This is a genomic window from Rhodophyticola porphyridii (assembly GCF_003688285.1).
Lineage (GTDB): Bacteria > Pseudomonadota > Alphaproteobacteria > Rhodobacterales > Rhodobacteraceae > Rhodophyticola > Rhodophyticola porphyridii.
In genome coordinates, this window is record NZ_RCNT01000008.1 from 168826 (window position 1) to 193526 (window position 24701).

At 61.2% G+C, this 24701-nt stretch carries 41 protein-coding genes; 2 read left to right on the forward strand and 39 right to left on the reverse strand.

Annotation, left to right across the window (positions count from 1 at the left end; genetic code table 11):
- Positions 1–36: 36 nt before the first annotated feature.
- From D9R08_RS15715 to D9R08_RS15750, 8 genes are all read right to left on the reverse strand, one after another.
- Complete coding sequence (locus D9R08_RS15715) at positions 37–1053, reverse strand: amino acid ABC transporter substrate-binding protein (protein WP_121899016.1); 1017 nt, start codon at positions 1051–1053, stop codon at positions 37–39.
- A 235-nt stretch (positions 1054–1288) separates the two neighbouring features.
- Positions 1289–2002: an ATP12 family chaperone protein gene (locus D9R08_RS15720; protein WP_121899017.1), complete on the reverse strand. Its 714-nt coding sequence runs from the start codon at positions 2000–2002 to the stop codon at positions 1289–1291.
- Positions 1999–2688 (reverse strand): HAD-IA family hydrolase, encoded by a 690-nt coding sequence (locus D9R08_RS15725; protein ID WP_233557517.1) that lies wholly within the window; start codon positions 2686–2688, stop codon positions 1999–2001. Before D9R08_RS15725 ends, D9R08_RS15720 begins: the two co-directional genes overlap by 4 nt.
- Positions 2685–3734, reverse strand: coding sequence for an RluA family pseudouridine synthase (locus D9R08_RS15730; protein WP_121899019.1), 1050 nt, complete (start codon positions 3732–3734; stop codon positions 2685–2687). The genes D9R08_RS15725 and D9R08_RS15730 overlap by 4 nt, the downstream gene beginning before the upstream one ends.
- Positions 3731–4111, reverse strand: coding sequence for a fluoride efflux transporter CrcB (gene crcB, locus D9R08_RS15735; RefSeq protein WP_121899020.1), 381 nt, complete (start codon positions 4109–4111; stop codon positions 3731–3733). Before crcB ends, D9R08_RS15730 begins: the two co-directional genes overlap by 4 nt.
- A 32-nt stretch (positions 4112–4143) precedes the next feature.
- Positions 4144–5460 (reverse strand): replication-associated recombination protein A, encoded by a 1317-nt coding sequence (locus D9R08_RS15740; RefSeq protein ID WP_121899021.1) that lies wholly within the window; start codon positions 5458–5460, stop codon positions 4144–4146.
- Between the two features lie 83 nt (positions 5461–5543).
- Complete coding sequence (locus D9R08_RS15745) at positions 5544–6131, reverse strand: acyl-homoserine-lactone synthase (protein WP_121899022.1); 588 nt, start codon at positions 6129–6131, stop codon at positions 5544–5546.
- A gap of 80 nt (positions 6132–6211) precedes the next feature.
- Positions 6212–6823, reverse strand: a complete 612-nt coding sequence (locus D9R08_RS15750) for a helix-turn-helix transcriptional regulator (protein ID WP_121899023.1) — start codon at positions 6821–6823, stop codon at positions 6212–6214.
- A 90-nt stretch (positions 6824–6913) separates the two neighbouring features.
- Between D9R08_RS15750 and D9R08_RS19165 the strand changes: the two genes are divergently transcribed.
- Entirely contained in the window at positions 6914–7081 is a 168-nt protein-coding gene (locus tag D9R08_RS19165) for a hypothetical protein (protein WP_158599023.1), read from the forward strand.
- 62 nt (positions 7082–7143) lie between these two features.
- Here D9R08_RS19165 and rplQ read toward each other — a convergent pair whose 3' ends face one another.
- The 21 genes from rplQ to D9R08_RS15855 all read right to left on the reverse strand — a co-directional run bounded on the left by rplQ (position 7144) and on the right by D9R08_RS15855 (position 18949).
- Complete coding sequence (gene rplQ / locus D9R08_RS15755) at positions 7144–7563, reverse strand: 50S ribosomal protein L17 (protein ID WP_121899024.1); 420 nt, start codon at positions 7561–7563, stop codon at positions 7144–7146.
- A 123-nt stretch (positions 7564–7686) separates the two neighbouring features.
- Positions 7687–8703 (reverse strand): DNA-directed RNA polymerase subunit alpha, encoded by a 1017-nt coding sequence (locus D9R08_RS15760; protein ID WP_121899067.1) that lies wholly within the window; start codon positions 8701–8703, stop codon positions 7687–7689.
- Between the two features lie 113 nt (positions 8704–8816).
- Positions 8817–9206, reverse strand: coding sequence for a 30S ribosomal protein S11 (gene rpsK, locus D9R08_RS15765; RefSeq protein ID WP_121899025.1), 390 nt, complete (start codon positions 9204–9206; stop codon positions 8817–8819).
- A gap of 12 nt (positions 9207–9218) precedes the next feature.
- Positions 9219–9587 (reverse strand): 30S ribosomal protein S13, encoded by a 369-nt coding sequence (gene rpsM / locus D9R08_RS15770; protein ID WP_121899026.1) that lies wholly within the window; start codon positions 9585–9587, stop codon positions 9219–9221.
- Positions 9588–9780: 193 nt separating this feature from the next.
- On the reverse strand, positions 9781–10428 hold the full coding sequence (locus D9R08_RS15775) for an adenylate kinase (RefSeq protein WP_121899027.1): 648 nt from the start codon (positions 10426–10428) through the stop codon (positions 9781–9783).
- The gene (gene secY, locus D9R08_RS15780) at positions 10425–11795 is read right to left on the reverse strand and encodes a preprotein translocase subunit SecY (protein ID WP_121899028.1); all 1371 of its coding nucleotides are present in this window, start codon (positions 11793–11795) and stop codon (positions 10425–10427) included. The genes D9R08_RS15775 and secY overlap by 4 nt, the downstream gene beginning before the upstream one ends.
- A 134-nt stretch (positions 11796–11929) precedes the next feature.
- Positions 11930–12403 (reverse strand): 50S ribosomal protein L15, encoded by a 474-nt coding sequence (rplO, locus tag D9R08_RS15785; RefSeq protein WP_121899029.1) that lies wholly within the window; start codon positions 12401–12403, stop codon positions 11930–11932.
- 225 nt (positions 12404–12628) lie between these two features.
- A complete protein-coding gene (locus D9R08_RS15790) occupies positions 12629–13048 on the reverse strand; it encodes a globin domain-containing protein (protein ID WP_199709397.1) in 420 nt (139 codons plus the stop codon).
- 143 nt (positions 13049–13191) lie between these two features.
- Positions 13192–13380, reverse strand: coding sequence for a 50S ribosomal protein L30 (gene rpmD / locus D9R08_RS15795; RefSeq protein WP_121899030.1), 189 nt, complete (start codon positions 13378–13380; stop codon positions 13192–13194).
- A 5-nt stretch (positions 13381–13385) separates the two neighbouring features.
- Positions 13386–13976, reverse strand: a complete 591-nt coding sequence (gene rpsE / locus D9R08_RS15800) for a 30S ribosomal protein S5 (protein ID WP_121899031.1) — start codon at positions 13974–13976, stop codon at positions 13386–13388.
- A 125-nt stretch (positions 13977–14101) separates the two neighbouring features.
- The gene (gene rplR / locus D9R08_RS15805) at positions 14102–14461 is read right to left on the reverse strand and encodes a 50S ribosomal protein L18 (RefSeq protein ID WP_121899032.1); all 360 of its coding nucleotides are present in this window, start codon (positions 14459–14461) and stop codon (positions 14102–14104) included.
- 11 nt (positions 14462–14472) lie between these two features.
- Positions 14473–15006, reverse strand: coding sequence for a 50S ribosomal protein L6 (gene rplF, locus D9R08_RS15810; protein ID WP_121899033.1), 534 nt, complete (start codon positions 15004–15006; stop codon positions 14473–14475).
- 10 nt (positions 15007–15016) lie between these two features.
- A complete protein-coding gene (rpsH, locus tag D9R08_RS15815) occupies positions 15017–15409 on the reverse strand; it encodes a 30S ribosomal protein S8 (protein WP_121899034.1) in 393 nt (130 codons plus the stop codon).
- A gap of 14 nt (positions 15410–15423) precedes the next feature.
- A complete protein-coding gene (gene rpsN, locus D9R08_RS15820) occupies positions 15424–15729 on the reverse strand; it encodes a 30S ribosomal protein S14 (protein WP_121899035.1) in 306 nt (101 codons plus the stop codon).
- Positions 15730–15750: 21 nt separating this feature from the next.
- Entirely contained in the window at positions 15751–16314 is a 564-nt protein-coding gene (gene rplE, locus D9R08_RS15825; RefSeq protein WP_121899036.1) for a 50S ribosomal protein L5, read from the reverse strand.
- Positions 16314–16619 carry a 50S ribosomal protein L24 gene (rplX, locus tag D9R08_RS15830; protein WP_121899037.1) on the reverse strand — a complete coding sequence of 102 codons (306 nt, stop codon included), beginning with the start codon at positions 16617–16619 and terminating at the stop codon, positions 16314–16316. Before rplX ends, rplE begins: the two co-directional genes overlap by 1 nt.
- A gap of 1 nt (position 16620) precedes the next feature.
- The gene (gene rplN / locus D9R08_RS15835; protein ID WP_121899038.1) at positions 16621–16989 is read right to left on the reverse strand and encodes a 50S ribosomal protein L14; all 369 of its coding nucleotides are present in this window, start codon (positions 16987–16989) and stop codon (positions 16621–16623) included.
- A gap of 67 nt (positions 16990–17056) precedes the next feature.
- Entirely contained in the window at positions 17057–17287 is a 231-nt protein-coding gene (gene rpsQ, locus D9R08_RS15840) for a 30S ribosomal protein S17 (RefSeq protein ID WP_121899039.1), read from the reverse strand.
- Positions 17288–17290: 3 nt separating this feature from the next.
- Positions 17291–17500 (reverse strand): 50S ribosomal protein L29, encoded by a 210-nt coding sequence (rpmC, locus tag D9R08_RS15845; protein WP_121899040.1) that lies wholly within the window; start codon positions 17498–17500, stop codon positions 17291–17293.
- Positions 17501–17628: 128 nt separating this feature from the next.
- On the reverse strand, positions 17629–18222 hold the full coding sequence (locus D9R08_RS15850) for a hypothetical protein (RefSeq protein WP_121899041.1): 594 nt from the start codon (positions 18220–18222) through the stop codon (positions 17629–17631).
- Positions 18223–18325: 103 nt separating this feature from the next.
- Positions 18326–18949, reverse strand: coding sequence for a 2OG-Fe(II) oxygenase family protein (locus D9R08_RS15855; RefSeq protein ID WP_121899042.1), 624 nt, complete (start codon positions 18947–18949; stop codon positions 18326–18328).
- A gap of 81 nt (positions 18950–19030) precedes the next feature.
- Here D9R08_RS15855 and D9R08_RS15860 point away from each other — a divergent pair, with 81 nt between their 5' ends.
- Entirely contained in the window at positions 19031–19609 is a 579-nt protein-coding gene (locus D9R08_RS15860; protein WP_121899043.1) for a P-loop NTPase family protein, read from the forward strand.
- Between the two features lie 84 nt (positions 19610–19693).
- Here D9R08_RS15860 and rplP read toward each other — a convergent pair whose 3' ends face one another.
- The 10 genes from rplP to D9R08_RS19655 all read right to left on the reverse strand — a co-directional run.
- Positions 19694–20107, reverse strand: coding sequence for a 50S ribosomal protein L16 (gene rplP, locus D9R08_RS15865; protein WP_121899044.1), 414 nt, complete (start codon positions 20105–20107; stop codon positions 19694–19696).
- A gap of 12 nt (positions 20108–20119) precedes the next feature.
- Positions 20120–20824 carry a 30S ribosomal protein S3 gene (gene rpsC, locus D9R08_RS15870; RefSeq protein ID WP_121899045.1) on the reverse strand — a complete coding sequence of 235 codons (705 nt, stop codon included), beginning with the start codon at positions 20822–20824 and terminating at the stop codon, positions 20120–20122.
- The gene (rplV, locus tag D9R08_RS15875; protein ID WP_121899046.1) at positions 20824–21204 is read right to left on the reverse strand and encodes a 50S ribosomal protein L22; all 381 of its coding nucleotides are present in this window, start codon (positions 21202–21204) and stop codon (positions 20824–20826) included. The genes rpsC and rplV overlap by 1 nt, the downstream gene beginning before the upstream one ends.
- Positions 21201–21479 (reverse strand): 30S ribosomal protein S19, encoded by a 279-nt coding sequence (gene rpsS / locus D9R08_RS15880; protein ID WP_121899047.1) that lies wholly within the window; start codon positions 21477–21479, stop codon positions 21201–21203. The genes rplV and rpsS overlap by 4 nt, the downstream gene beginning before the upstream one ends.
- 3 nt (positions 21480–21482) lie before the next feature.
- The gene (rplB, locus tag D9R08_RS15885) at positions 21483–22325 is read right to left on the reverse strand and encodes a 50S ribosomal protein L2 (RefSeq protein ID WP_121899048.1); all 843 of its coding nucleotides are present in this window, start codon (positions 22323–22325) and stop codon (positions 21483–21485) included.
- 96 nt (positions 22326–22421) lie between these two features.
- Positions 22422–22718, reverse strand: a complete 297-nt coding sequence (locus D9R08_RS15890) for a 50S ribosomal protein L23 (protein ID WP_121899049.1) — start codon at positions 22716–22718, stop codon at positions 22422–22424.
- Complete coding sequence (gene rplD / locus D9R08_RS15895) at positions 22715–23335, reverse strand: 50S ribosomal protein L4 (RefSeq protein WP_121899050.1); 621 nt, start codon at positions 23333–23335, stop codon at positions 22715–22717. Before rplD ends, D9R08_RS15890 begins: the two co-directional genes overlap by 4 nt.
- On the reverse strand, positions 23332–24207 hold the full coding sequence (gene rplC / locus D9R08_RS15900) for a 50S ribosomal protein L3 (protein ID WP_121899051.1): 876 nt from the start codon (positions 24205–24207) through the stop codon (positions 23332–23334). Before rplC ends, rplD begins: the two co-directional genes overlap by 4 nt.
- A 14-nt stretch (positions 24208–24221) precedes the next feature.
- Positions 24222–24536 carry a 30S ribosomal protein S10 gene (gene rpsJ / locus D9R08_RS15905; RefSeq protein WP_121899052.1) on the reverse strand — a complete coding sequence of 105 codons (315 nt, stop codon included), beginning with the start codon at positions 24534–24536 and terminating at the stop codon, positions 24222–24224.
- Between the two features lie 79 nt (positions 24537–24615).
- A partial coding sequence (locus tag D9R08_RS19655; protein WP_199709399.1) for an EF-Tu C-terminal domain-related protein occupies positions 24616–24701 on the reverse strand: 86 nt, incomplete at its 5' end.

Below are 24701 nucleotides of genomic sequence, written 5' to 3' on the forward strand. Positions count from 1 at the left end.
AGGGCGCGGAATGACCGCGCCCTTCGAGGTTTCTGCTTACCGGAACGGTGGCGAGTACAGCAGGCCACCATCGGTCCACTGGGCGTTCAGGCCGCGGGACAGGCCGATCGGCGTGGATTCACCGATGTTGTCCTCGAACAGCTGGCCGTAGTTGCCAACCGCTGCAATCGCGTTCTGGGCCCAGTCCGAGCTCAGACCCAGCATGCCGCCCAGTTCACCCTCGGTACCCAGCAGACGGTTGATCTCCGGGTTGTCGGTGCCACTGGCCAGTTCAGCCACATTGGCCGACGTGATGCCCAGCTCTTCGGCGGCGATCAGCGCATTCAGCGTCCAGCGGACGATGTCGCCCCATTCGTTGTCGCCATGACGGACCAGCGGCCCAAGCGGCTCTTTCGAGATGATCTCGGGCAGAACCACATGCGCCGACGGATCTTCGAAGGTGGCGCGCGTCGCGGCCAGACCCGAAGCGTCGGTCGTGTAAACGTCGCAGGCGCCAGCCAGATACTGCTGCTGCGCTTCGGCGTTGGTTTCGATCGGCACGGGCTCGTAGCTCATCCCGTTCGAGCTGAAGAAGTCGGCAAGGTTCAGTTCGGTCGTGGTGCCGGTCTGGATGCAGACGGTTGCCCCGTCCAGTTCCATGGCCGAAGCCACGCCCAGTTCACGCGGAACCATGAAGCCCTGACCGTCATAGTAGTTGATACCGACGAACTCGAAGCGCAGGTCGACATCGCGACTGAAGGTCCAGGTGGTATTCCGCGCCAGCATGTCCACCTCGCCAGAAGCCAACGCGGTGAAGCGGGTCTGACCGGTGGTGGGCACGAAGTTCACGGCCGTCGCATCGCCAAAGACGGCGGCGGCAACCGCGCGGCACAGGCCGACATCGAAGCCTTCCCATTCGCCACTGGCGTTGGGGGCAGCGAAACCGACCAGGCCGGTTGTCACGCCGCAGTTCAGGCTGCCGCGCGCCTGGACTTCGTCCAGCGTCTGCGCGGAGGCGAACCCGGCGGCGAGACCAGCAATAGCCAGAGTGCCGAGAAGTACGGATTTTTTCATTGTTTACCTCTTCCTGATGGACTGCCTTTGAGGACAGTTTCCGATGGCCAAGAGTGCCTTGGCATAGCTCATGAGAGGCTTCCACCCCCTCATCGCCTCTAAATTGGGCAAATATGTGCCGAGAGGTCAAGGGGCGGGAGCCTTGTTTCCGCAGGGTCAGGACATATCCGATGGCCTCATTCCAGTAGATGCTTAAATGACAAGCATAACGGATGCTTATATGACATTGGCGCAATCAGGAGCCGTCCGACAGCCTCCAGAACCTCGCCGCATGACGGAACGCCTGCTCTTTTTGCGCGGCAAAACGGGTGGCTTCATCGTCTTCGCCCCACTGCTCGACCTGCCAGAGCTCATCGATTCGCGACAGAAGCCACGCCTCTTCTGCGGTAATCCGATCCTCCGTCACGGCCAGCGCCAGCAGGAGCGACCCCGAAAGCGTGACCAGATCGTGAAACGCCGTCAGCGAAAAGGGATTGATCGAGCCGACCAGTTCTGAATAGACCTGCAAACTGGCCGGAGGCTGATCCACCGGCAGAACCCCTTCGGTCGCGATCAGCGGCCCCTGAAAATGGCGCGCCGCCCAGTCCAGTATCGGGTCCCAGCCCGCGATCTGCCGCGCGACAAGCGCCTCGGGGCTCCCGGCCCTGTGGCACAGCAGGTCGGTTTCCGCGTAGGCCGCCAGCATCGCCACGACCTCCGCCTGCTGCGGCGCGACCTTGTCGATCGCAGAATTGGCGGAGCGGGTCACCGGCATGCTCAGCGGGTCGATCTTCTCGCCCTGGGCCGCCCATTCTTCGGCGATGGCCTCGGCCATGGCCCTGCTTGGAAGCGTCAACGCTGATTTGAACGGGGTACGGACAGGATGACCATCCAGCGAGACGGAAAATGCGCCGTCGCCCTCCACGACCTCTGCCTTGGTCCAGAACCGTCTGACGGACCATTCGCTCATCGCATCCCCCAGATCGCGGACAGCGCCTGCGGCAGAGCCGCGAAATCCGGCAGGATCTCGGTTGCACCCGCCGCGTGCAGCGCATCGCCCGCGTGATACCCCCAACCCACCCCGATCGCGTGAATGCCACCTGCGCGGCCCATCTCGATATCGTAAGTGGTATCGCCCAGGATAACCGCATTTTCCGGGGCCACACCGGTATCGCCGAGACATGTCAACACCATCGAGGGGTGCGGTTTCGACGGGTGATCATCTGCGACCTGCACAGTATGAAACAAAGGTCCGAACCCATGCAGATCGAACAGGTGATCCAGACCGCGCCGGGATTTGCCGGTGGCCACACCCAGCAAGACATCCTCCCGCGCGGCCAGCGCATGCAACGCCTCCATCGCGCCCGGGAACAGCGGGGATTGGGCCGCCTGATTGCCTGACCGGCGCAGCGCCGCGAAGCTGTCCTTGTAGGCTTCGACCAATCGCGCATTCAGCCCATCGGGGGCGTCGGGCACCAGCCGCGCCATTGCCTCCGGCAGGGACAACCCGACAATCGACAACGTTGCCTCGCGGCCTGGCGGGGCCATCTCCAAAGCCTCGAATGCCCAGGTCATGGAAGCAAGGATATGCGCCTGGCTGTCGACCAGAGTGCCATCGACATCGAAGATCACCAGTTTCGGGGCCGCGCCGGTCACGAAGCGCCCTCCTCGAACGGGTCGGCGGGCACGTCGCGGGCGTCCCAGCCGAGCGTCTCCCATGTCCGCGCCATATGGTCGGGCAACGGCGCGACAAGGTTCAGCCGCGCGCCGGTCATCGGATGGGTCAGCGCAAGGGAGCGGGCATGCAGATGCAGCTTCCGGCTGATCTCTCCGCCAAGCTGCGCGCCCCAGCCATCGCCCAGATTTTCCTGGCCGCTGCCCCCGTACTTCCCATCGCCGATCACCGGGTGCCCGATCTCGGCCATATGGGCGCGCAACTGATGGGTACGTCCGGTCACCGGCACCATCGCGACCCAGGCGGCGCGGGTGCCCAGATTGCTCAACACCGCATAATCGGTGGTCGCCCGCTTGGCCCCTGGCGTCGCGTCCAAATCACCGGGGTGCAGGCACAGCATCTTCTCGCCCTCGCCGCCTTTTCCATGGCCGGGCGCCTTCACCAGGCCGAACTTGATCGTGCCCATGCGCGGCAAGGGCGCGCCAGCCACGGCGGCCCAATAGATCTTCCGCGTATCCCGGGCCCGAAACGCCTTAGTGAGAGCGGCGGCCGCCTGCCGGGTACGGGCCAGAAGCAGAATGCCGGATGTATCCTTGTCCAGCCGATGCACCAGCCTCGGCTTGTCGTCGAAGCCGAACCGCAATGCCTCGGAAAGCCCGTCCACGTGCCGGGTCTGTTTGCTTCCGCCCTGCGACGGCAAACCGGGCGGCTTGTTCAGGGCGATCAGATGGTCGTCCCGGTAAAGCACCGCGGCACGGATCATCTCCGCATCGGCGTCCGAGACCGTCATGTGGGCGATCGCGGGCGCGGGCGCGGCCTGATCCGGCAGCGGCGGGATGCGCACCTTCTGCCCGGCTTCGATGCGCGTCGCGGGCTTCACGCGGCCACCATCCACGCGGATTTCGCCCTTTCGGCACATCTTTTCGATACGTCCCTGACTGATCTGCGGAAACTGACGCCGAAACCAGCGATCCAGACGTTGATCGCCGTCACCCGACGCCACCTCAAGGGTTTGCACGCCGCTCATGTGAATATCCCCCGCGCGAGCCAAAGGCCAAGAACCAACCCGAGGATCGAGAAACCCACCGACGCAAGCACGTAGATTGCCGCGGAGATCATCTCGCCCCGCTCATACAGTGTGACCGCTTCCAGCGAGAAGGCCGAGAATGTCGTGAACCCGCCCAGAAACCCGGTCACCACGAGCGGCGACAGATGGGTCAGCCCGCGATGGGCCGCGGCGACCACAAAGAGGCCCATCAGAAACGAACCCAGAATATTGACGGTGATTATCGCATAGGGGAAAGACGTATGTCCGACGATCCGGACCATGCCCAAACCCGTCAGATAGCGCAGAACCGCCCCCGCCGCGCCGCCAAGGGCCACCTGAAAAACCGCTGTCATCATGGGGCGGGGTTTCGGGCCTGCGGGTCGCGATGTCAACTGTGCTGACGTTCCGCCCGCAGCTTGTTGAAATAGGCAAGCCGCTTGGCCAGTTCGCGTTCATAGCCACGTTGGACGGGCTGGTAGAATTGCGCGCGCCCCATATGGTCGGGAAAGTAGTTCTGCCCTGAAAACCCGTCCTTGGCATCGTGGTCGTAATCGTATCCGGCCCCATAGCCCTGATCCTTCATCAGGCCCGTGGGGGCATTCAGGATATGTTTGGGCGGCGGCGTCGAGCCGGTGGATTTCGCCGATTTGCGGGCATCTTTGTATGCGGTGTAGGCCGCGTTCGATTTCGGGGCGAGTGCCAGGTAGAGCACCGCCTGCGCGAGGGCCAACTCCCCCTCCGGCGAGCCGAGTCTTTCATAGGTTTCCCACGCATCCAGACAGACCCGTTGCGCCTGCGGTTCTGCCAGACCGATATCCTCCACCGCCATCCGGGTGATGCGACGCGCCAGATAGCGCGGGTCTTCGCCGCCTTCCAGCATCCGGGCCAACCAGTAAAGGCTGGCATCCGGGTCAGAGCCGCGAACCGATTTGTGCAAGGCCGAGATGAGATTGTAATGGGCATCGCCGGATTTGTCGTACTGCGCGGCGCGGCGCGACAGCCGCGCACCGAGGGCAGGCGTGTCAAGCGGATGCTCCGGCTTCCAGGCCGCCACCTGTTCGACAAGGTTCAGCAAGGCCCGCCCATCGCCATCGGCCATCTCACGCAAAGCGACCCGCGCGTCCGATGTGAGCGGGAGCTTGCAGTCCAGTTCGGTCTCGGCCCGAAACACAAGCTGCTCCAGTTCCGCGTCTTCAAGCCTTTGCAGAACCAGAACCTGCGCCCGGCTCAAAAGGGCGGCGTTCAGTTCGAAGGACGGGTTCTCCGTGGTGGCACCGACCAGAAGGATGGTGCCATCTTCCATATGCGGCAGAAACCCGTCCTGCTGTGCCTTGTTGAATCGGTGGATCTCGTCCACGAAGAGCAGGGTGCCGCGCCCGTTGGCATGGCGCATCTTGGCCGCCTCGAACACTTTGCGAAGCTCCGGCACGCCGGTGAAAATGGCGCTTATCTGAACGAAATGGAGGTCGGTTTCATCGGCCAGAAGGCGGGCGATCGTGGTCTTGCCGACGCCCGGCGGCCCCCAGAAAACCAGCGATGACAGGGCGCCACTGTCGAGCATTGTCCGCAGGCTGCCCTCGGGTCCCAGAAGATGGGATTGACCGATGACGTCTTCCAGATTGCGAGGTCTCAGCCGGTCCGCGAGCGGGCGAGGCCCGGCGGACGCGGGCGCATTGGGTGCGGCGGTATCAAATAAGTCGGCCATACCCCATATCTAAGGGGACGGCGGGCGAGTGCATAGACCCCGCCCGTCGCGATCGTGTGCGTGCAATGAAGATACAATCCATCTCAATGCATCTTTGAGGCCATCGAGACGAAATAGCAGCGATGGGCGACGCCGCCGATCTTCAGCAAGGGGCCGCCGGGTTCCATCGTGATCCCGAGGCGGCGACCCAGTCGCGGAATACCGATCGGCAGCAGCCCCAGAAGTGTGGTGGCTCCCAACGCTCTTGCAGATCGCACCATATGGCCCATCAGCGACATCTGCACCTCGCGCCGTATGTCCGTGCTGACCCCCTCGGCAACGAACAGACGGTTTGCATCCCATATATGCGGTGCGATGGGTGCGGGCTCGTCCAGCAGGTTGGAGGGGATTTCCTCCAGCAAGCCGCGCTGCGCATCGCGCACCATGTAGCTGTAAATGCCGCAACGCGCGGTGGTCGGCGTCAGACGGACTCCGGCAAGAACCTTGCCACCTTCATGTACGCAGACCCACCTGCTTTGCGGCGTGTCATACTGATCGAACTCCATCCCGTTGGCACTGGGCAGATCCCAATGCATATGGTCGATAAAGGTCGAGTGCCTTGCACGAAGCATGTTCGCAAAGAGCGGCCCATGCCGATGCATGTTGTTGAAAGAGAGGGTCGTAGACTGCATAGGTCGGCCTCCTTAGGGTTCGAGTGAAAAACCTCGTTCGCGGAGGAGTATTCCAGCGGCGCACCATTATCCTAACCCCCTCAGATCAAGCCATATTCCCGTGCCCGCTGAACCGCTTCGGCCGTCGTACGGGCCATAAGCTTCTGGCGGGCAGAGGTCAGGCGTGCCTTGAAGGCACTTTCGGATATGCCAAGTTTGGCTGCGGCGGCTGCATGGCGGTCCCCATCCGCGATACATCTCAAAGCTTCGATCTGCGCCTTGGACAAGCGTGTCGGCGGCACAGACAGATCGTGCATGCGTTGCACGATCCGATGCACGTATTCCATTTCCTCCTCTGTATATTCGCGGTCGCCCCTAGCAGCCCCAGCTATGGTCCGCGAAGATAACGGGCCGATCGAACAGATCATCCCGTAGTGCATTCCGTACTCACCCGCCTCTTTAAGAATTCCAAACGGGTCCGGAAGGCCGATCTGGCTCCAGCGGCGGGTTCCCGTATGGCTCAGCCCCCAGGCCAGGGTCGGATCCCTCAGCCCGTAAACTTTCGCTGTATATATCTCCTGCCATTCCTCGGGATATGTGTTCACCATGATCAACGGTGAGACATAACGAATATGCAATCCGACCGCGTAGCCGCCCGGCGTCGCCAGGGCGAGCTCATGTAGAAGCAGATCGAGGGCAGGTGTTTTTGACATGGTTCCAGCGAAAAGACATGTCTTTTTAGATAGGTTGCCAGAAAGTCGGTCAACCTTAAAATGTTAACGGTATGAGTATAGGTGTCCGTGATGTCTAAAAAGATCGACCCGGATCTTTTTGCACGATTGATGGGTTTGCCGCAGCCGGCGCGTAATGATCTGCTAGAGTTTTTAGGTGAAACCCCGGTTGCCGAGGCCGAATTGGAGCGTTTAATTGAAGACGCTGCCAATAAGGGCGGCCCGCTGAAACCCACTTAAATGAAGAAACCCCGCCTTCCGGCGGGGTTTCGATTTTTCGAAACTGTGTTCGAAATGTGTCGTCAGTCGTCGGCAAGCTCTTCTGCATCGATTCGCGCGCGGTCTCCGGCACCCTTGGCCTCCACATCGCGGTCGACAAATTCGATGATCGCCATCGGGGCCATATCGCCATAGCGGAACCCGGCTTTCATAACCCGGACATAACCGCCCTGACGCTCCGCGTAGCGCGGCCCAAGAACATCAAAAAGTTTTGCCACATAGGCATCCTGCTTCAACTGGCTCGCGGCCTGGCGGCGGGCATGCAGATCGCCGCGTTTACCAAGCGTGATCAGCTTCTCGATGATCGGCCGCAATTCCTTGGCTTTTGGCAGGGTTGTCTTGATCTGCTCATGTTCGATGAGCGAGCCGGCCATATTCGCAAACAATGCCTTGCGGTGTTCATGAGTGCGATTCAGGCGGCGGTAGCCTCTTGCGTGACGCATGGGTTGGTCTCCTTACATTTTGCTTTGTCCGGGGATCCGTGCGTGCGGATCCCTCACCTATTGGGGCACTGCGCCCGGGTCGTGATTGGCGGAAAGGTGGGCGATACCCGCCCACCTGAACCGTCAGAAGTTGTCTTCGTATTTCTTGGCCAGATCTTCGATATTATCCGGCGGCCAGTCGATGATATCCATACCCAGATGCAGACCCATGCCCGACAGGACTTCCTTGATCTCGTTCAGGGATTTGCGGCCGAAATTGGGGGTCCGCAGCATCTCGGCTTCGGTTTTCTGGATAAGATCGCCGATATAGACGATGTTGTCGTTCTTCAGGCAGTTCGCGGAACGCACCGACAGCTCCAGTTCGTCCACCTTCTTCAGCAGAAGCGGGTTGAACTCCAGATCGTCTTCGTCATCCTGACGCGACGCGCTTTCGGGTTCGTCGAAATTCACGAAAATCGACAGTTGGTCCTGAAGAATGCGCGCGGCATAGGCCACCGCATCGTCGGGCGTGACCGATCCGTCGGTTTCCAGCTTCAGCGTCAGCTTGTCGTAGTCAAGCACCTGCCCCTCGCGGGTCGGCTGCACGTCATAGCTGACCTTCTTGACCGGCGAATAGATCGCATCGATCGGGATCAACCCGATCGGCGCATCCTCGGGCCGGTTCTTATCAGCGGCGACATAGCCCTTGCCGGTGCTGATCGTCAGCTCCATGAACAGATCCGCACCATCATCCAGATGGCAGATCACATGCTCCTTGTTGAGCACTTCGATGCCGGCGGTTTCGCTAATATCTCCGGCTGTCACGACCTTGGGGCCCTTGGCCGAGATCGACACACGTTTCGGCCCATCGGCCTCCATCCGGATCGCAACGCCCTTGAGGTTCAGAACCACATCCGTCACGTCTTCGCGGACTCCGGCAATGGAGGAAAACTCATGCAGTACATTGTCGATCTGGACCGACGTGATCGACGCGCCCTGCAACGAGCTCATCAGCACGCGGCGCAGCGCATTGCCAAGCGTCAGGCCAAAGCCACGCTCCAGCGGTTCGGCCACGACAGTTGCCTGACGCGCGGGTTCATTGCCCGGGTTCACAACCAACTGTGTGGGCTTGATAAGTTCTTGCCAATTCTTATGGATCATGGTGTCGCCTCCATTCTTGTTCAGAGCCTGGATCCGTGGCCCCGAACGCTCGAGGATCAAAAATGACGGCAACGGGCCACGCATAAACGCAGCCCGTCGCGAAATAACCTAACTTACACGCGGCGGCGTTTCGGCGGGCGGCACCCGTTATGGGCCATCGGAGTCACGTCGCGAATGGACGTGATCGAAAAGCCAACGGCCGCAAGGGCGCGCAATGCGCTTTCACGGCCCGAACCGGGGCCCTGCACTTCGACCTCAAGGGTCTTCACGCCGTGTTCCTGCGCCTTCTTGCCCGCGTCTTCCGCTGCCATCTGGGCTGCGTAAGGCGTGGATTTCCGGCTGCCCTTGAAGCCCATCGTTCCGGCCGAAGACCATGCAATCGCATTGCCCTGCACGTCGGAGATCAGGATCTTGGTGTTGTTGAACGAACTGTTCACATGCGCCACCCCTGCGGCGATGTTCTTGCGTTCCTTGCGCTTGGTGCGCGTCTTGTCCCGTGCCATCGATCTGCCCCCTTACTTCTTCTTGCCGGCAATGGCCTTCGCGGGGCCTTTGCGGGTACGAGCGTTGGTGTGGGTCCGCTGACCGCGCACGGGCAGGTTGCGGCGATGGCGCAGGCCGCGATAGCAGCCCAGGTCCATCAGACGCTTGATGTTCATTTGCGTATCACGACGCAGGTCACCCTCAACGGTGAAATTTGCGTCGATATGCTCCCGGATCTGCAGAACTTCCGCATCGGAAAGCTCATTGACCCGGCGTGCAGTGTCGATACCGACAGCTTCGCAGATCTGCGTCGCGGAGCTGTGGCCAATTCCTGTGATATAAGTCAGCGCGATGGGAACGCGCTTTGCGGTTGGGATGTTCACCCCGGCAATACGTGCCACGTATCTAGATCCTTCTTCGTTGCGGTTCCGTTGTTCCAGAACCTTTTTTCACAACATAAGGCCCGAGGATATGGTCCTGCGGGCCCTGTCATATCTGGTCGAGGGTTTCGAGGTCTGATTCCCCGCCGCACCTCACGATTCCCTAAAGGAAGGCTTGCAGTTAGGACCTTTTAAACCTGCCGTCAAGAGCCGGTCAGGCCCTGTCAAGCATTTCCTTGATCGATGCCGCGACTTCATCGATCTCGCCCAAACCCGGCACCCATCTGAGCTGCCCTTTGGCGTGGTAATACCCGATGAGGGGAGAGGTCTTCTTGTAGTATTCCATCAGCCGCGTCTTGAGGCTTTCCTCGTTGTCGTCGGCCCGGCGCCTGAAATCGGACGCGCCGCAATTGCGGCACTTGCCGTCCGCCGGGATCGGGCTGGTGATGTCGTTATAGACCTCGCCGCAATTCCCGCAGGTCGACCTTGCGGTGATGCGCGCCACCAACGCGTCGTCATTGACTTCCATGGCAACGACATGGTCCAGGCTCTGCCCGTTGCGCTCAAGCAGGTCCGCCAGCGCATCGGCCTGGGCGAGGGTCCGCGGGAACCCGTCGAAAATCACGCCGCCACCGATATCACCGCGAAGTCTCTCTTCGATCAGGCCGATGACGATCTCATCCGTCACCAGCTCGCCCGCATCCATGATTGCGGCCACGCGCTTGCCCATTTCCGTACCAGAGACACGGGCCTCACGCAGCATATCCCCGGTGCTCAGCTGCACCATGCCGCGTTCTTCCACCAACCGGCGGGCCTGCGTCCCCTTGCCGGCGCCCGGCGGCCCCAGAAGTATGATGTTCATCTACGTGCCGGTCCCTTGCGTCCGCTGCCGCTGCGGCCTTTCTTGCCGCGCAACTGCGATTTCTCGATCAGCCCTTCATACTGGTGGGCCAAGAGATGAGACTGGATTTGCTGAACGGTGTCCATCCCCACCGACACAATAATCAGGATCGACGTGCCTCCGAAATAGGCCGTGATCGCCAGTTCCGTGCGCACGATTTCGGGCAAGAGGCAAACCAGCGCCAGATAGCCTGAGCCAAGAACCAGCACGCGATTGACTACGTATTCCAGATACTCCGATGTCTTCTTGCCGGGGCGGATGCCCGGGATGAAGCCGTTCTGGTTCTTCAGATTGTCGGCCACATCATCGGTCTTGAAGGATACGTTCAGCGTATAGAAATACGTGAAGAAGATGATCATCGCGGCGAAGAACAGAAGATAGAGCGGCTGTCCTGGCCCGAAATTCGCCAAGAGCCATGACATGAACGGCCCGCTCGCCTCCCCACCGGAGAAGGTGGTCAGAGTGGTCGGAAGCAGCAGAAGGGACGACGCAAAGATCGCCGGGATCACACCGGCGGGGTTCACCTTGACGGGCAGGTGGCTGGTGCCGCCGTCATAAACCTTCATGCCCACCTGACGGCGCGGATATTGGATATGGATCTTTCGCAACGATCGCTCCATGAAGACCACGAATGTCAGCGTCGCCAGAAGCATGAAGATCACACCCAGGATCACCGGGGTCGCCAGCGCGCCCTGACGGCCCTGTTCGAAGAACTGGGCCAGAGCGGCGGGCAGTTCCGCAATGATACCGACGAAAATGATCAGAGAGATGCCGTTGCCGATGCCGCGGGCGGTGATCTGCTCCCCCAGCCACATAAGGAACATCGTGCCGCCGACAAGCGTGATCACGCAGGCGGCGCGGAAGAACCAGCCCGGATCGGTCACCAGACCACCGGATTCAAGCGAGACCGCGATACCATAAGCCTGAAAGGTCGCCAGAACGACCGTGCCGTAGCGCGTATATTGGTTGAGCTTCTTCCGGCCAGCCTCGCCCTCTTTCTTCAGTGCTTCCAGCTGCGGCACCATCGCGGCCATCAGCTGAACGATGATCGAGGCCGAGATGTAGGGCATGATCCCGAGAGCGAACACGCCCATCCGGCTGAGCGCGCCGCCGGTGAACATGTTGAGCACACCACCCAGCCCGGCCGCCGCGTCTTCGAAGAACCGCTGCAGTTCGACGCCATCGATCCCGGGTACAGGGATATAGGTGCCGATCCGATAGATGATCAGAAGACCAAGGGCGAACAGGATACGCTGGCGCAGCTCTGTCGCTTTGCCAAGCGCGCTCCAGCTCATGTTCGCTGCCATTTGCTCTGCCGCAGATGCCATGCTGTCTCTCTTATGCAAGTCGCGCCGCGAGATCGGGGTTCGATCGCGCGGCGCGGATAAAAACCTTGGGTGTAGATGTAAGGGGCTGGCTCGCCCCCCACAAGCACCTAAGGGGTCACGCCCCCCGTTACGGGTTATTCCGCCGCAGGTGCTGCCGCGATGGTCAGGCTGCCGCCTGCCTTTTCAACCGCATCGATCGCCGACTTGGATGCGCCGGTGACGGTCAGTTTCAGTTTCGAGGAAACCTCGCCCTTGGCCAGAATGCGCACGCCGTCGAGCTTCCGGCGCACAATGCCCGCCTCGACAAGCACGTCCTCGGTGATCTCTTTCTTGACGTCCAGCTTACCGGATTCGACGAATTTCTCGATCAGGCCCAGATTGACCACAGCGAATTTCTTCCGGTTTGGCTTGTTGAAGCCACGCTTGGGAAGACGCTGGTAAAGCGGCATCTGGCCGCCCTCATAGGCGTTGATCGCCACGCCCGAACGGGATTTCTGCCCCTTGATACCCCGGCCAGCCGTCTTGCCGGTACCTGAACCCGGACCGCGACCAACGCGTTTGCGTTTCTTGGTGGCGCCGGGGTTGTCGCTAAGCTCATGCAGTTTCATATCGCTTCTCCTTGGCCGGAACTGCCCCCGAAGCGAGATGGGCAGACGCGGCGTTTCTTGAGTTTTGAGTCGGGCCTATGGAAGACCACTGGCGGCGTATAGACGGGTTGGGCAGCCCTTTCAAGGCCCGGTTCATATCCCTGGCCGCAAGCTCCCACAGCCTCGCGTCCCGGGAAACGGCGCCTTCCTCAGGGCGCGGCCCGGCGTTCTACTGGGCCCATGGCCTCACGCCTCGATCCCGCCCCGCCGGATCATGTTGCGGCTCACGACCGCATAGGCTTTTCGCCAGGCCTGCTCCAGCTCGGCCGTGAACTCATCGCCCAAGGCGCTGCGCATCGTCTCGATCAGAGCGTCCTCCATCGGGGCGAAATCGGCGGTGCGCACGCCCATGATCGCATGGCTCCGGCCAAGACCCTGGTAACGGCTGGCAAGCTCATCCTCGTTGTCCAGCTTGTGGACGATCACATCGAGCGTCGTCATGAACTTCATCCCCTGCCCCGTCAGATCCTCGCGGAACATCTGGCGCAGATGAGGCGCGCGGCGAAACAGCGCGTCGTAGAAATTGGTCGAATGAACTTCGAAATCCTTGCGCAGGCGGTCCAGGCTACCCCGCACCATCGCAAGCTCTGCGGATGTGATGGACATCGGCCTCTCCTTTAGTTGTGCAAGACAAGTATATCACAAAACCATGGAGCGCGATTTGTCTGCGGGCCGTCCGGCCCCGTAACGCAAGACGCCCCGATCTGGCGACCGGGGCGTCTTGGGTCTCGTCAGAAGCGGGTCTGCTCTCAGCCGCGTTCTTCGATGATCTCCACCAGATGCGGGATCTTGCGGACCATGCCGCGCACGGCGGGGGTATCCTCAAGCTCGCGGGTCTTGTGCATCTTGTTCAGGCCGAGCCCGATCAGAGTTTCACGCTGCTTGGCGGGGCGACGGATCGGAGAGCCGATCTGTTTGACGACGATGGTTTTTGCCATGGGTCTCAGGCCTCCTCGGACACGGGCGCTTGCTCGCCGTCGATCTGCGGCGCGTCATCCCGCTTGGGCAGGATATCGGCGACCTTCTTGCCGCGACGGGCCGCAACCTGACGGGGCGAGCTTTCTTTCTTCAACCCGTCCAGCGTGGCGCGGATCATGTTGTAGGGGTTCTGCGACCCGGTCGATTTCGACACGACGTCCTTGATACCCAGCATCTCGAACACGGCACGCATCGGACCACCGGCGATGATCCCGGTTCCTTCCGGCGCGGTGCGCATCACGACCTTGCCGGCACCGTGGCGGCCCAGAATATCATGATGCAGGGTCCGGCCTTCTTTCAGGGGCACACGGATAAGCTGACGCTTGGCCTGTTCGGTCGCCTTGCGGATCGCCTCGGGCACCTCTTTGGCTTTCCCCTTGCCAAAGCCCACACGGCCGCGCTGGTCACCCACGACCACCAGGGCCGCGAAGCCGAAGCGCTTGCCGCCCTTGACGGTTTTCGACACGCGGTTGATCGCGACCAGACGATCTGCGAATTCGGGCGTCTCGTCCCGGTCCTGACGGCGACCGCGCCCTCTGTTTTCACGTTCTGCCATATGAGGCATCCTTTCCTAGCGGCGCGCTGCGCGCCGGTAAATCCAATCGCAGTGGGCCTTTCATGCCCCCCGATCATCGAGGCGGCGCTTTCACGCCGCCTGCATTTGCATGACCCCCGGAGGGATCAGAACTTCAGACCACCTTCACGCGCGGCGTCGGCCAGAGCCTTCACCTTGCCGTGGAAGAGGAAACCGCCCCGGTCGAAATAGCACTCTTCGACGCCTGCCTTCTTGGCGCGCGTGGCAATCGCCTCGCCCACCTTGGCGGCCGCTTCGACATTGTTCCGGCCGACAACGCCCAGATCCTTCTCCAACGAGGAGGCGGAGGCGAGCGTCACGCCGTTTGCATCGTCGATTAGCTGAACGCTGATGTTCTTGTTGGACCGATGTACCGAAAGGCGCGGACGCCCATCTGCCATCTTCCGCAATTTGTTCCGAACGCGCAGGCGGCGTTTCTGGAACAGTTGTCTCTTGCTGTTTGCCATTGTCGTCGCCTTTACTTCTTCTTGCCTTCCTTACGGAAGATATACTCGCCCTTGTAGCGAATGCCCTTGCCCTTGTATGGCTCGGGCTTGCGCCACTCGCGGATGTTGGCCGCAACCTGGCCGACGAGCTGCTCGTCATTGCCCTCGATGATGACCTCGGTGACTTTCGGGGCCGTCACGGTCACACCGGCGGGAACCTCGAAATTCACTTCATGGGACAGGCCAAGCGACAGTTTCAGGGTGTTCCCCTGCATCTGCGCCCGGTAACCCACACCCTGGATCTCGAGCTCTTTCTTGAACCCGTCGGTCACACCAGTGACCAGATTCTGCACCATGGTGCGGCTCATGCCCCACTGCTGGCGCGCACGCTTGGACTTGCCGCGCGGGGTCACCGTCACGGCATTGTCTTCCACGGCAAGCGTCACATCATCGGTCGCGGTGAAGCTGCGGGTGCCCTTGGGACCCTTCACTTCGATCTTCTGGCCCGAGATCTGCACATCGACGCCCGAGGGAAGATCAACCGGCTTTTTGCCAATACGAGACATCTTTCCCTCCTCAGAATACGGTGCAGAGCACTTCGCCGCCAACATTGGCGTTGCGTGCAGCTGCATCCGACATCACGCCCTTCGACGTGGAGACAATCGACACGCCCAGACCCTGACGGACCTGCGGAATGTCATCGACACCCATGTAAACGCGACGCCCGGGTTTGGACACCCGCTTGAGTTCGCGAATGACGGGGGTGCCCTCGTAGTATTTCAGGCTGATCTCGATGGCTGGGTGCCCATCGGGCCCGGTCACCTTCTCATAGCCGCGGATGTAGCCTTCGTCGGCCAGCACATCCAGAACCCAGGCCCGCAGTTTCGACGCGGGCGTAATCACCGTGGATTTGCCGCGCATCGATGAATTGCGGATCCGGGTGAGCATGTCTGCGATAGGATCAGTCATAATCTATATCTCCCCTACCAGCTCGACTTGACCATGCCGGGGATCTGACCGTTGGAGGCCAGATCACGCAGCTTGATCCGCGACATCTTCAGCTTGCGGTAATACGCACGCGGGCGCCCGGTCAGCTGACAGCGATTGTTCAGGCGGGTGGCCGAGCTGTTGCGCGGCAGTTTCGCCAGTTTCATCTGCGCCTTGAACCGCTCTTCCATCGGGCGTTTCTCGTCCCGGGCGATTTCTTTCAGTTCGGCGCGCTTGGAGGCGTATCTCGCCACCAGTTCCTCGCGCTTCTTCTGGCGCTCAATCATTGCTTTTTTTGCCATGTGTCTATCCTCTCCCGCGCGTCACGAGTTGAAGGGCATGTTGAAAGCTTTCAACAGCGCCTTGGCTTCCGCGTCGGTTTTCGCGGTGGTGGCAATCACGATATCCATGCCCCAGACCTCATCGACCTTGTCGAAGTTGATCTCGGGGAACACGATGTGCTCCTTCAGACCCATGGCGTAGTTGCCACGGCCATCGAAGGATTTGCCGGACACGCCGCGGAAGTCGCGGACGCGTGGCAGGGCGATGGTGATCAGACGGTCAAGAAACTCGTACATCCGGTCGCCGCGCAGCGTGACCTTGGCACCAAGCGGCATCTCTTCGCGCACCCGGAAACCCGCGATGGATTTCTTGGCCTTGGTCACGACGGCCTGTTGGCCGGCGATGGCGGTCAGGTCTTCCTGAGCGGATTTGACCTTCTTGCTGTCCCGCACCGCTTCGGCACCGGCGCCGATATTCAGGACGATCTTGTCCAGGCGGGGGGCCATCATCGGATTGGAGTACCCAAATTCCTCGACCAGCGCAGGCTTGACCGTCTCGGCATAGAGCGCCTTCAGACGCGGGGTATAATTTGCAGTGTCCAGCATCAAATCACGTCCCCCGTGGTCTTGGCAAACCGCACCTTCTTGTCGCCGTCCATCTTGAACCCGACGCGGGTGGCTTTGCCGTTAGCGTCCAGAAGCGCCAGATTGCTCAACTGGATGGGCATCGCTTGCGGGATGCGCCCCCCCTGGCTCGACTGGCTTTGCTTGGTGTGGCGGATGGCGATGTTGATCCCATCCACGATGGCCTTGCCGGATTTCGGGTCGACGGACGAAATCTCGCCCTCCTTGCCCTTGTCCTTGCCGGCCAACACGACGACCTTGTCGCCCTTTTTCAACTTCGCAGCCATGTCACAGCACCTCCGGCGCAAGCGAGATGATTTTCATGAAGTTCTTCGCGCGCAACTCACGCACCACCGGCCCGAAGATCCGGGTGCCGATCGGCTCGTTGTTGTTGTTGAGAATGACGGCGGCGTTCCGGTCAAACCGGATCGCGGTACCGTCTTCGCGGCGGACTTCCTTGGCGGTGCGCACGACGACAGCCTTGCGGACGTCGCCCTTCTTCACGCGACCGCGCGGAATGGCTTCCTTCACGGATACAACGATCACGTCACCGACGCTTGCGTATTTCCGCTTGGACCCACCCAGAACCTTGATGCACTGAACACGGCGCGCGCCGCTGTTGTCAGCCACATCCAGATTGGTCTGCATCTGGATCATTTGGTTTCTCCCGACCTTTGGGGACCTTGCGCCCCAGGGTTTCGTTCAAACCGGTTGGTGAATACCTTCAGGAGGCAATCACCTCCCAGCGTTTGGATTTCGAGACGGGCGCACATTCCTGAATGCGGACGGTGTCGCCGACCTTGAAACTGTTCTCCGGGTCATGCGCCCGATACTTCTTGGACTTCCGGATCGTCTTCTGCATGACCGGGTGCTTGAAGCGGCGCTCCACGGATACGGTCACGGTCTGTTCGTTGGCGTCGCTGGTCACGGTGCCGGTCAGAATACGCTTGGGCATCGGTTACGCCTCCGACTGGGCCGCTTCAGCGGCTTTCTGGTTCAAGATGGTCTTCACACGGGCCGCATCCCGTCGCACCTTGCGCATGCGGGCAGTGTTCTCCAGCGCGCCTGTGGCTTGCTGGAAGCGGAGGTTGAAGGCCTCCTTTTTCAGCTGGACGAGCTCATCGCGAAGCTGATCCGGCGTCTTGTCACGCAGTTCATTGGCGTTCATCGCCCTGTCTTCCTTTCAACATCACCAGACGGCCCCGCTCAGGGTCACCGTGATTCTGGTGGAGTAGGTGAATGAAGGGGCCGTATAGGAGCAAAAGGGGCGACTGGCAAGCCCCGGTTAGTCCAGGATCAACGAAGACGTTGCGCTAGCGTTTGGGGGTCGGCAATGTCACGCATCCCAAGCTTCGCCAATAGCCTCGCGTTCCGTTGAAAGTCCTTGCAGTTGAGTGTGACAAACACATCCCGCTTTGCATGAATGTGCGAGTACGCTGACATCACATCACACCAGGTATTTCGCCAACTGGCCAGCTTTTCTACTTGAAGGCCCTCATCATCAACCGAGGCCTTGCCTCCAAGGTGTTCCTTGGGGTCCCTTGCCACATTCGGAGCGATAACGGCCCAGATTTGGTCGGTCGACTCTTGGAACTCATCAGGGTCGCCAACCCAGAACGACCAGTCCCAGTAAGTAAGACCCCAAACTTTCGGGGTCGGCACGATAGGCAGGCCACTCCAGCCCAGTCCATCTACTCGTTCTTTGAATAATGCTGCGTTTCCGGGAAATCGTTTAGACCGTGTGTTTCCCGAAGCCGAAGTGGCAAGCAGCCCGACTTCACGTGCTCCATCCCAGTGCATCTGCACCAAGGACCTAACATTTTCTGACTGCTTTCCCTGCTCTTCGACCTCGATCACGCAGTTCCAGTCGAACGTTACCAATAGGGTCATTCCGGTCTCCGCGAACTAGTTTGACCGAAGCAGTCGCTTTGGGCTCCGCCCGTTCGGCCCTCAAACGCTCCACTGGAGCGTTTGCCGCTTTGCGGACAGGATCTCACCCCCACCCATAGTTGAAACTCACGCTCACCCGGTCATCCTCCGCCATGTTCATCGGCACCTCGTGGCGAAGCCAGCTTTCCCAGAGCAGCACATCGCCCGCCTCGGGCGTGACATAGATGAAACCGCGCAGCTCCTCCCGCGCCTCCGGCAGCCGCGTGGGGGCCGCCATCATCATGGCCGAGCGCGGGTCTTCGAACTTGATGGCGCTGGCGCCCGGCGGGACGGTTACATAGGTCGTGCCCGAGATCACCGAATGCGGATGGATATGGGAGGTGTGGATCCCGCCCTCGGGCAGGATGTTGATCCATAGACTGTCGAGTTTGAGTTTCTTGCCATCCAGGTCGAATTCCAGATCCTCGGCAAACGCCTTCACATGCTTGTCGAGCGTCTTCCTGAGATCCTTGAAGATCGGAAATCGCCACGGCAGATCGGTCAGCGAGGCATAGGATGTGTAGCCGGGATACCCGTTCTCCTGGCACCAGTCCTGCCCCGCGCCGTCCTCCTCGGCGATGGCGAAGCAGGAGGTCTCCAACTCCTCTTGATCGACCGCGGTCTTGCCCAGTTCGGACAGGCGGGCGTGGTAAAGGCGGGTTGCGAAGAGGGAGCGGATGTTTGACATAGAACACCTATAACAGAGCGCGTTTTTGCGCGACAGACCCAGCGACCTGCGATATCCGGTCGGCCTCCCGGGGGTGCGGCAATGCCCAACGATATTGATCTCGACGAGGCGGGCCGGTGTCTCGCACGAGCACGGCGTATCGCCGTTGCGGGGGTCTCAGGCGCGGGCAAGTCGACACTGTCGCAGGCGATCGCCGAACGCCTCGGGCTGCGCTATATCTCACTGGACCGGGATATGCGCTGGCTTCCCGGATGGCAGGTGCGGCCACGCGCGCAGCAGCGCCTGCGGCACGATGGCTTCGTTGCGGAAGAGAACTGGGTGATCGACGGAACCTCCATCGGGATGATGGACACCCGCCTGCCCCGTGCCGACCTCCTGATCTGGCTTCGGATGCCGCGGCGCGTGGCGCTTGCCGGAATTGCCCGGCGGGTGATCACCAGCCATGGCAGAACCCGGCCCGACATGGCGCCGGGCTGCCCGGAACAGCTGCCCGACCGGGAATTCCTCACATGGATCTGGACCTTCGAGCGCCGGCAGGCGCCGCGGCTTCTGGCAACGCTCGACCGCGTCGCCCCAGCCCTGCCCGTGGCAACCCTCAGGTCGCACCGGGATGCCGCCCGGCTCCTCGCACACCTGGACGGGAAAAGCCCCCGGCGGTGACCGGGGGCTTTGAATTCTCAACCGGGATGAGGCCCCGGCGATTTCTTTGAAATCGCCTTTGCCCCTCAGCTGTAGCGCCGACTTCTACCAGTCCTCGCGGACCACGGTGCGCGTCTTGATCGGCAGCTTCATCGCAGCAAGGCGAAGCGCCTCGCGGGCGACGGGCTCCGACACGCCGTCGATCTCGAACATGATCCGGCCGGGCTTGACCTTGCAGGCCCAATAATCGACCGACCCCTTACCCTTACCCATCCGGACTTCGGTCGGCTTGGAGGTCACCGGCACATCGGGGAAGATCCGGATCCAGACCCGGCCCTGACGTTTCATGTGACGGGTCATGGCGCGACGGGCGGCTTCGATCTGGCGCGCGGTCACGCGCTCAGGCTGAAGCGCCTTCAGACCAAAGGTGCCGAAGGTCAGGTCGGAGCCGCCCTTGGCTTCCCCCTTGATCCGGCCCTTGAACTGTTTGCGGAATTTTGTGCGCTTTGGTTGCAGCATCTCAGTTCCTCCTCAACGGTCGCGGCGGGGACGCGGGCCGCCACCTTCCTGAAGCTCCTGGTGCTTGCGATCACGGGCCGACGGGTCGTGCTCCATGATCTCACCTTTGAAGATCCAGACTTTGATGCCGATAATGCCATAAGCGGTTTTCGCTTCGGCATGTGCGTAGTCGATATCGGCGCGGAGCGTGTGCAGCGGCACCCGGCCCTCGCGATACCATTCCGTCCGCGCGATCTCGGCGCCGCCGAGACGGCCCGCCACATTCACACGGATACCGAGAGAGCCCATGCGCATGGCGTTCTGAACCGCGCGCTTCATCGCGCGACGGAACGAGACCCGGCGCTCAAGTTGCTGAGCGATCGACTCCGCCACAAGCTGGGCATCGAGTTCGGGCTTGCGCACCTCGACGATGTTCAGATGCAGTTCGCTGTCGGTCATCGCGGCAAGCTTCTTGCGGAGCGTTTCGATATCCGCGCCTTTCTTGCCGATGATGACGCCCGGGCGCGCGGTGTGGATCGTGACGCGGCACTTGCGGTGCGGACGCTCGATAATCACACGGGACACACCCGCCTGCTTGCACTCTTCATTGATGAACTCACGCATACGGATATCTTCCAGAAGAAGGTCCCCGTAATCCTTCGTGTCGGCATACCAGCGGCTGTCCCAGGTGCGGTTCACCTGCAGGCGCATGCCAATCGGATTGACCTTATGACCCATTACGCTTGCTCCTCGACCTGGCGAACCGTGATGGTCAGCTCGCTGAACGGCTTGATGATGCGGCCAAACCGTCCCCGTGCCCGCGGACGCCCGCGCTTCAGGGTCAGGTTCTTGCCGACATAGGCCTCGGCCACGATCAGCTCATCCACATCCAGGTTATGGTTGTTTTCGGCATTGGCGATGGCGGACTGAAGGCATTTCTTCACATCCACGGCGATCCGCTTTTTCGAGAAGGTGAGATCGGCAAGCGCCTTCTCCACCTTCTTGCCACGGATCATCTGCGCCACGAGGTTCAGCTTCTGCGGGCTTGTGCGCAGCATGCGAGCCTTGGCCATCGCTTCGTTTTCCGCCACGCGGCGGGGGTTCTTATCCTTGCTCATTTGCGTTTCGCCTTCTTGTCGGCGGCGTGACCGTAATAGGTCCGCGTGGGCGAGTATTCCCCGAACTTCTGGCCGATCATGTCCTCAGTGACATTCACCGGGATATGCTTGTGGCCATTATAGACCCCGAAGGTGAGGCCCACGAACTGGGGCAGGATGGTGGAACGGCGCGACCAGATCTTGATCACTTCGTTACGGCCGCTTTCGCGGGAGGCTTCGGCCTTCTTGAGGACATAGCTGTCGACAAAAGGACCCTTCCAAACAGAACGCGACATGGATCAGCGCCCCTTCTTCTTGGCGTGACGCGAGCGGATGATCAGCTTCGACGACGCTTTGTTCTTGTTGCGGGTCCGGGCGCCTTTGGTGGGCTTGCCCCAGGGCGACACGGGATGACGGCCACCGGATGTCCGGCCTTCACCACCACCATGAGGGTGATCGACGGGGTTCATCACGACACCACGCACGGACGGGCGGATGCCCTTGTGCCGGTTGCGGCCCGCCTTGCCGAGGTTCTGGTTCGAGTTGTCGGGGTTCGACACCGCGCCAACCGTGGCCATGCATTCCTGCCGCACCAGCCGCAGTTCGCCCGAAGAAAGCCGGATCTGCGCATAGCCGCCGTCACGACCCACGAACTGGGCATAGGTGCCCGCGGCGCGCGCGATCTGGCCGCCCTTGCCGGGCTTCATCTCGATATTGTGGATGATCGTCCCGATCGGCATGCCCGAAAACGGCATCGCGTTGCCAGGCTTGATATCGGCCTTGGCCGACGAGATCACCTGATCACCGATCGCCAGACGCTGCGGGGCCAGGATATAGGCCTGCTCGCCATCCTCATAGCGGATCAGCGCGATGAACGCGGTCCGGTTGGGGTCATATTCGATCCGTTCGACGGTTGCCGGAACATCCATCTTCGTTCGCTTGAAATCGACGATGCGATAGAGGCGCTTCGCCCCACCGCCCTTGCGACGCATCGTGATCCGTCCGGTGTTGTTCCGGCCGCCATTCTTGGTCAAACCCTCTGTGAGGGACTTGACCGGACGACCTTTCCAAAGCTCCGAACGGTCGATCAGCACCAGCCCACGCTGGCCCGGCGTCGTCGGCTTATACGACTTGAGTGCCATGCTTTCTGTCTTCCGTTAGCTTGCAGCGGGTTGCCCCGCCTGGTTGGAAAAGCCTCGGCCCCGGAGTTTCCGGGGCCGAAGATTCGGGTGTATCTATCAAAGGCCGGTGGAGACGTCGATAGTGTTGCCCTCTTCGAGGGTCACATAGGCCTTCTTAACGTCCTTGCGGCGGCCGAGTTGGCCCCGGAACCGCTTGGATTTGCCCTTGGTAATCGTGGTGTTGACCGCTTTGACCTTCACACCGAAGAGACTTTCGACCGCCTCCTTGATCTGGGGTTTGTTCGCGTCGATCGCCACTTCGAAAACCACGGCGTTCTGTTCGGACGCCATGGTGGCTTTCTCGGTGATGATCGGCTTGCGGATCACGTCGTAATGGGATGCGTCAGCGCTCATTTCAGACGAGCCTCCAGTGCTTCGACACCCGCCTTGGTGAGCACCAGCGTGTCACGCTTGAGGATGTCATAGACATTTGCGCCCATGGACGGCAGCACATCGAGACCTTCGATGTTCCGCGCCGCACGTGCGAAGTTTTCGTCCACTTCGGCCCCGTCGATGATCAGCGCGCGCTTCCAGCCCAGTTCCTTGACCTGTTTGGCAAGCGCGGAGGTCTTCGGCGCGTCCAGTGCAGCGGCGTCGATCACGACCAGCGAGCCTTCCGCCATCTTGGCCGAAAGCGCATGCTTCAGGCCGAGCTTGCGGAACTTCTTGGTCAGGTCGTGGCCATGGCTGCGAACAACCGGGCCCTTGTAGACGCCACCACCCCGGAAGATCGGCGCGGATCGTGCCCCGTGGCGGGCGCCACCGGTGCCTTTCTGGCGATAGATCTTCTTTGTGGAATAGCTCACCTCGGACCGGGTCTTCACCTTATGGGTACCGGCCTGCGCATTGTTGCGCTGCCAGCGGACCACACGGTGCAGAATGTCGGCACGCGGCTCCAGGCCGAAGATGTCTTCGCCCAGATCGACCGAACCAGCTTTTTTGCCGTCCAGTTTGATCACGTCGAGTTTCATTCTTCACCGTCCTTCTTCTCGGGCTCGGCCGCGGGGGCGTTGCCTTCTTTCTCGGCAGCAATCTCCGCCTCGGCGGCTTTCAGTGCAGCCTCTTCCGCGGCGGCGGCTTCGGCAGCGGCGGCTTCGGCTGCGGCGGCTTCTTCCGCAGCAGCGGCAGCCGCGGCCTCTTCAGCCATCTTCGCGGCCTCGGCGGCGGCGGATTTCAGAGCGGCGGGCAGAATTGCGTTCTCTGGGAACGGCTTCTTCACCGCGTCTTTGATCGTCACCCAACCGCCTTTGGAACCGGGAACCGCACCCTTGATCATGATCAGGCCACGATCGGCATCCGTGCGCACAACCTGAAGGTTCTGCGTGGTCACCTTGGCGGCACCCATATGTCCGGCCATCTTCTTGCCTTTGAAGACGCGGCCCGGATCCTGACACTGCCCGGTGGAGCCGTGGGACCGGTGAGAGATCGACACGCCGTGAGAGGCGCGCAGCCCCCCGAAGTTGTGCCGCTTCATCGCGCCCTGGAACCCCTTACCGATGGAGGTGCCGGAGACATCCACATACTGGCCTTCGAAATAATGATTGGCGGTGATTTCCTCGCCGACGTCGATCAGGTTTTCCGGGGCCACCCGGAACTCGGCCACCTTGCGCTTGGGCTCCACCTTGGCGGCGGCGAAATGCCCCCGCATCGGCGCGCTTGTGCGCTTGGCCTTGGCGGCACCGGCGCCAAGCTGAACGGCCGAATAGCCGTCCTTCTCGGGGGTGCGCTGCGCCACCACCTGCAATTTATCCAGCTGGAGAACGGTCACCGGAACCTGGCGGCCATCCTCCATGAACAGGCGGGTCATTCCCACCTTTTTCGCGATCACTCCAGAGCGTAACATGCTCGTCACCCCCCTTATACCTTGATCTCGACATCGACGCCGGCGGCCAGGTCGAGCTTCATCAGCGCGTCCACGGTCTGCGGTGTCGGGTCAACGATGTCCAAAAGACGCTTGTGGGTCCGAATTTCCCACTGATCGCGGCTTTTCTTGTCCACATGGGGGCCGCGAAGGACCGTGAACTTTTCGATCTTGTTTGGCAGCGGGATCGGCCCGCGCACCTGCGCACCGGTCCGTTTGGCCGTATTGACGATCTCCTGCGTGCTTGCATCAAGTACGCGATAGTCAAAGGCCTTCAGCCGGATGCGGATATTTTGGCTTTGGACTGCCATGTTATCAGCCTTTCGAGGCAATTGGAGTTGATAGGAGGAGCGGCCACCATGGCCGCGCCTCGTCGAACCCTGGGGTCTGTTACTCGATGATTTTGGAGACGACGCCGGCGCCGACGGTGCGGCCGCCTTCACGGATGGCGAAGCGCAGACCGTCTTCCATCGCGA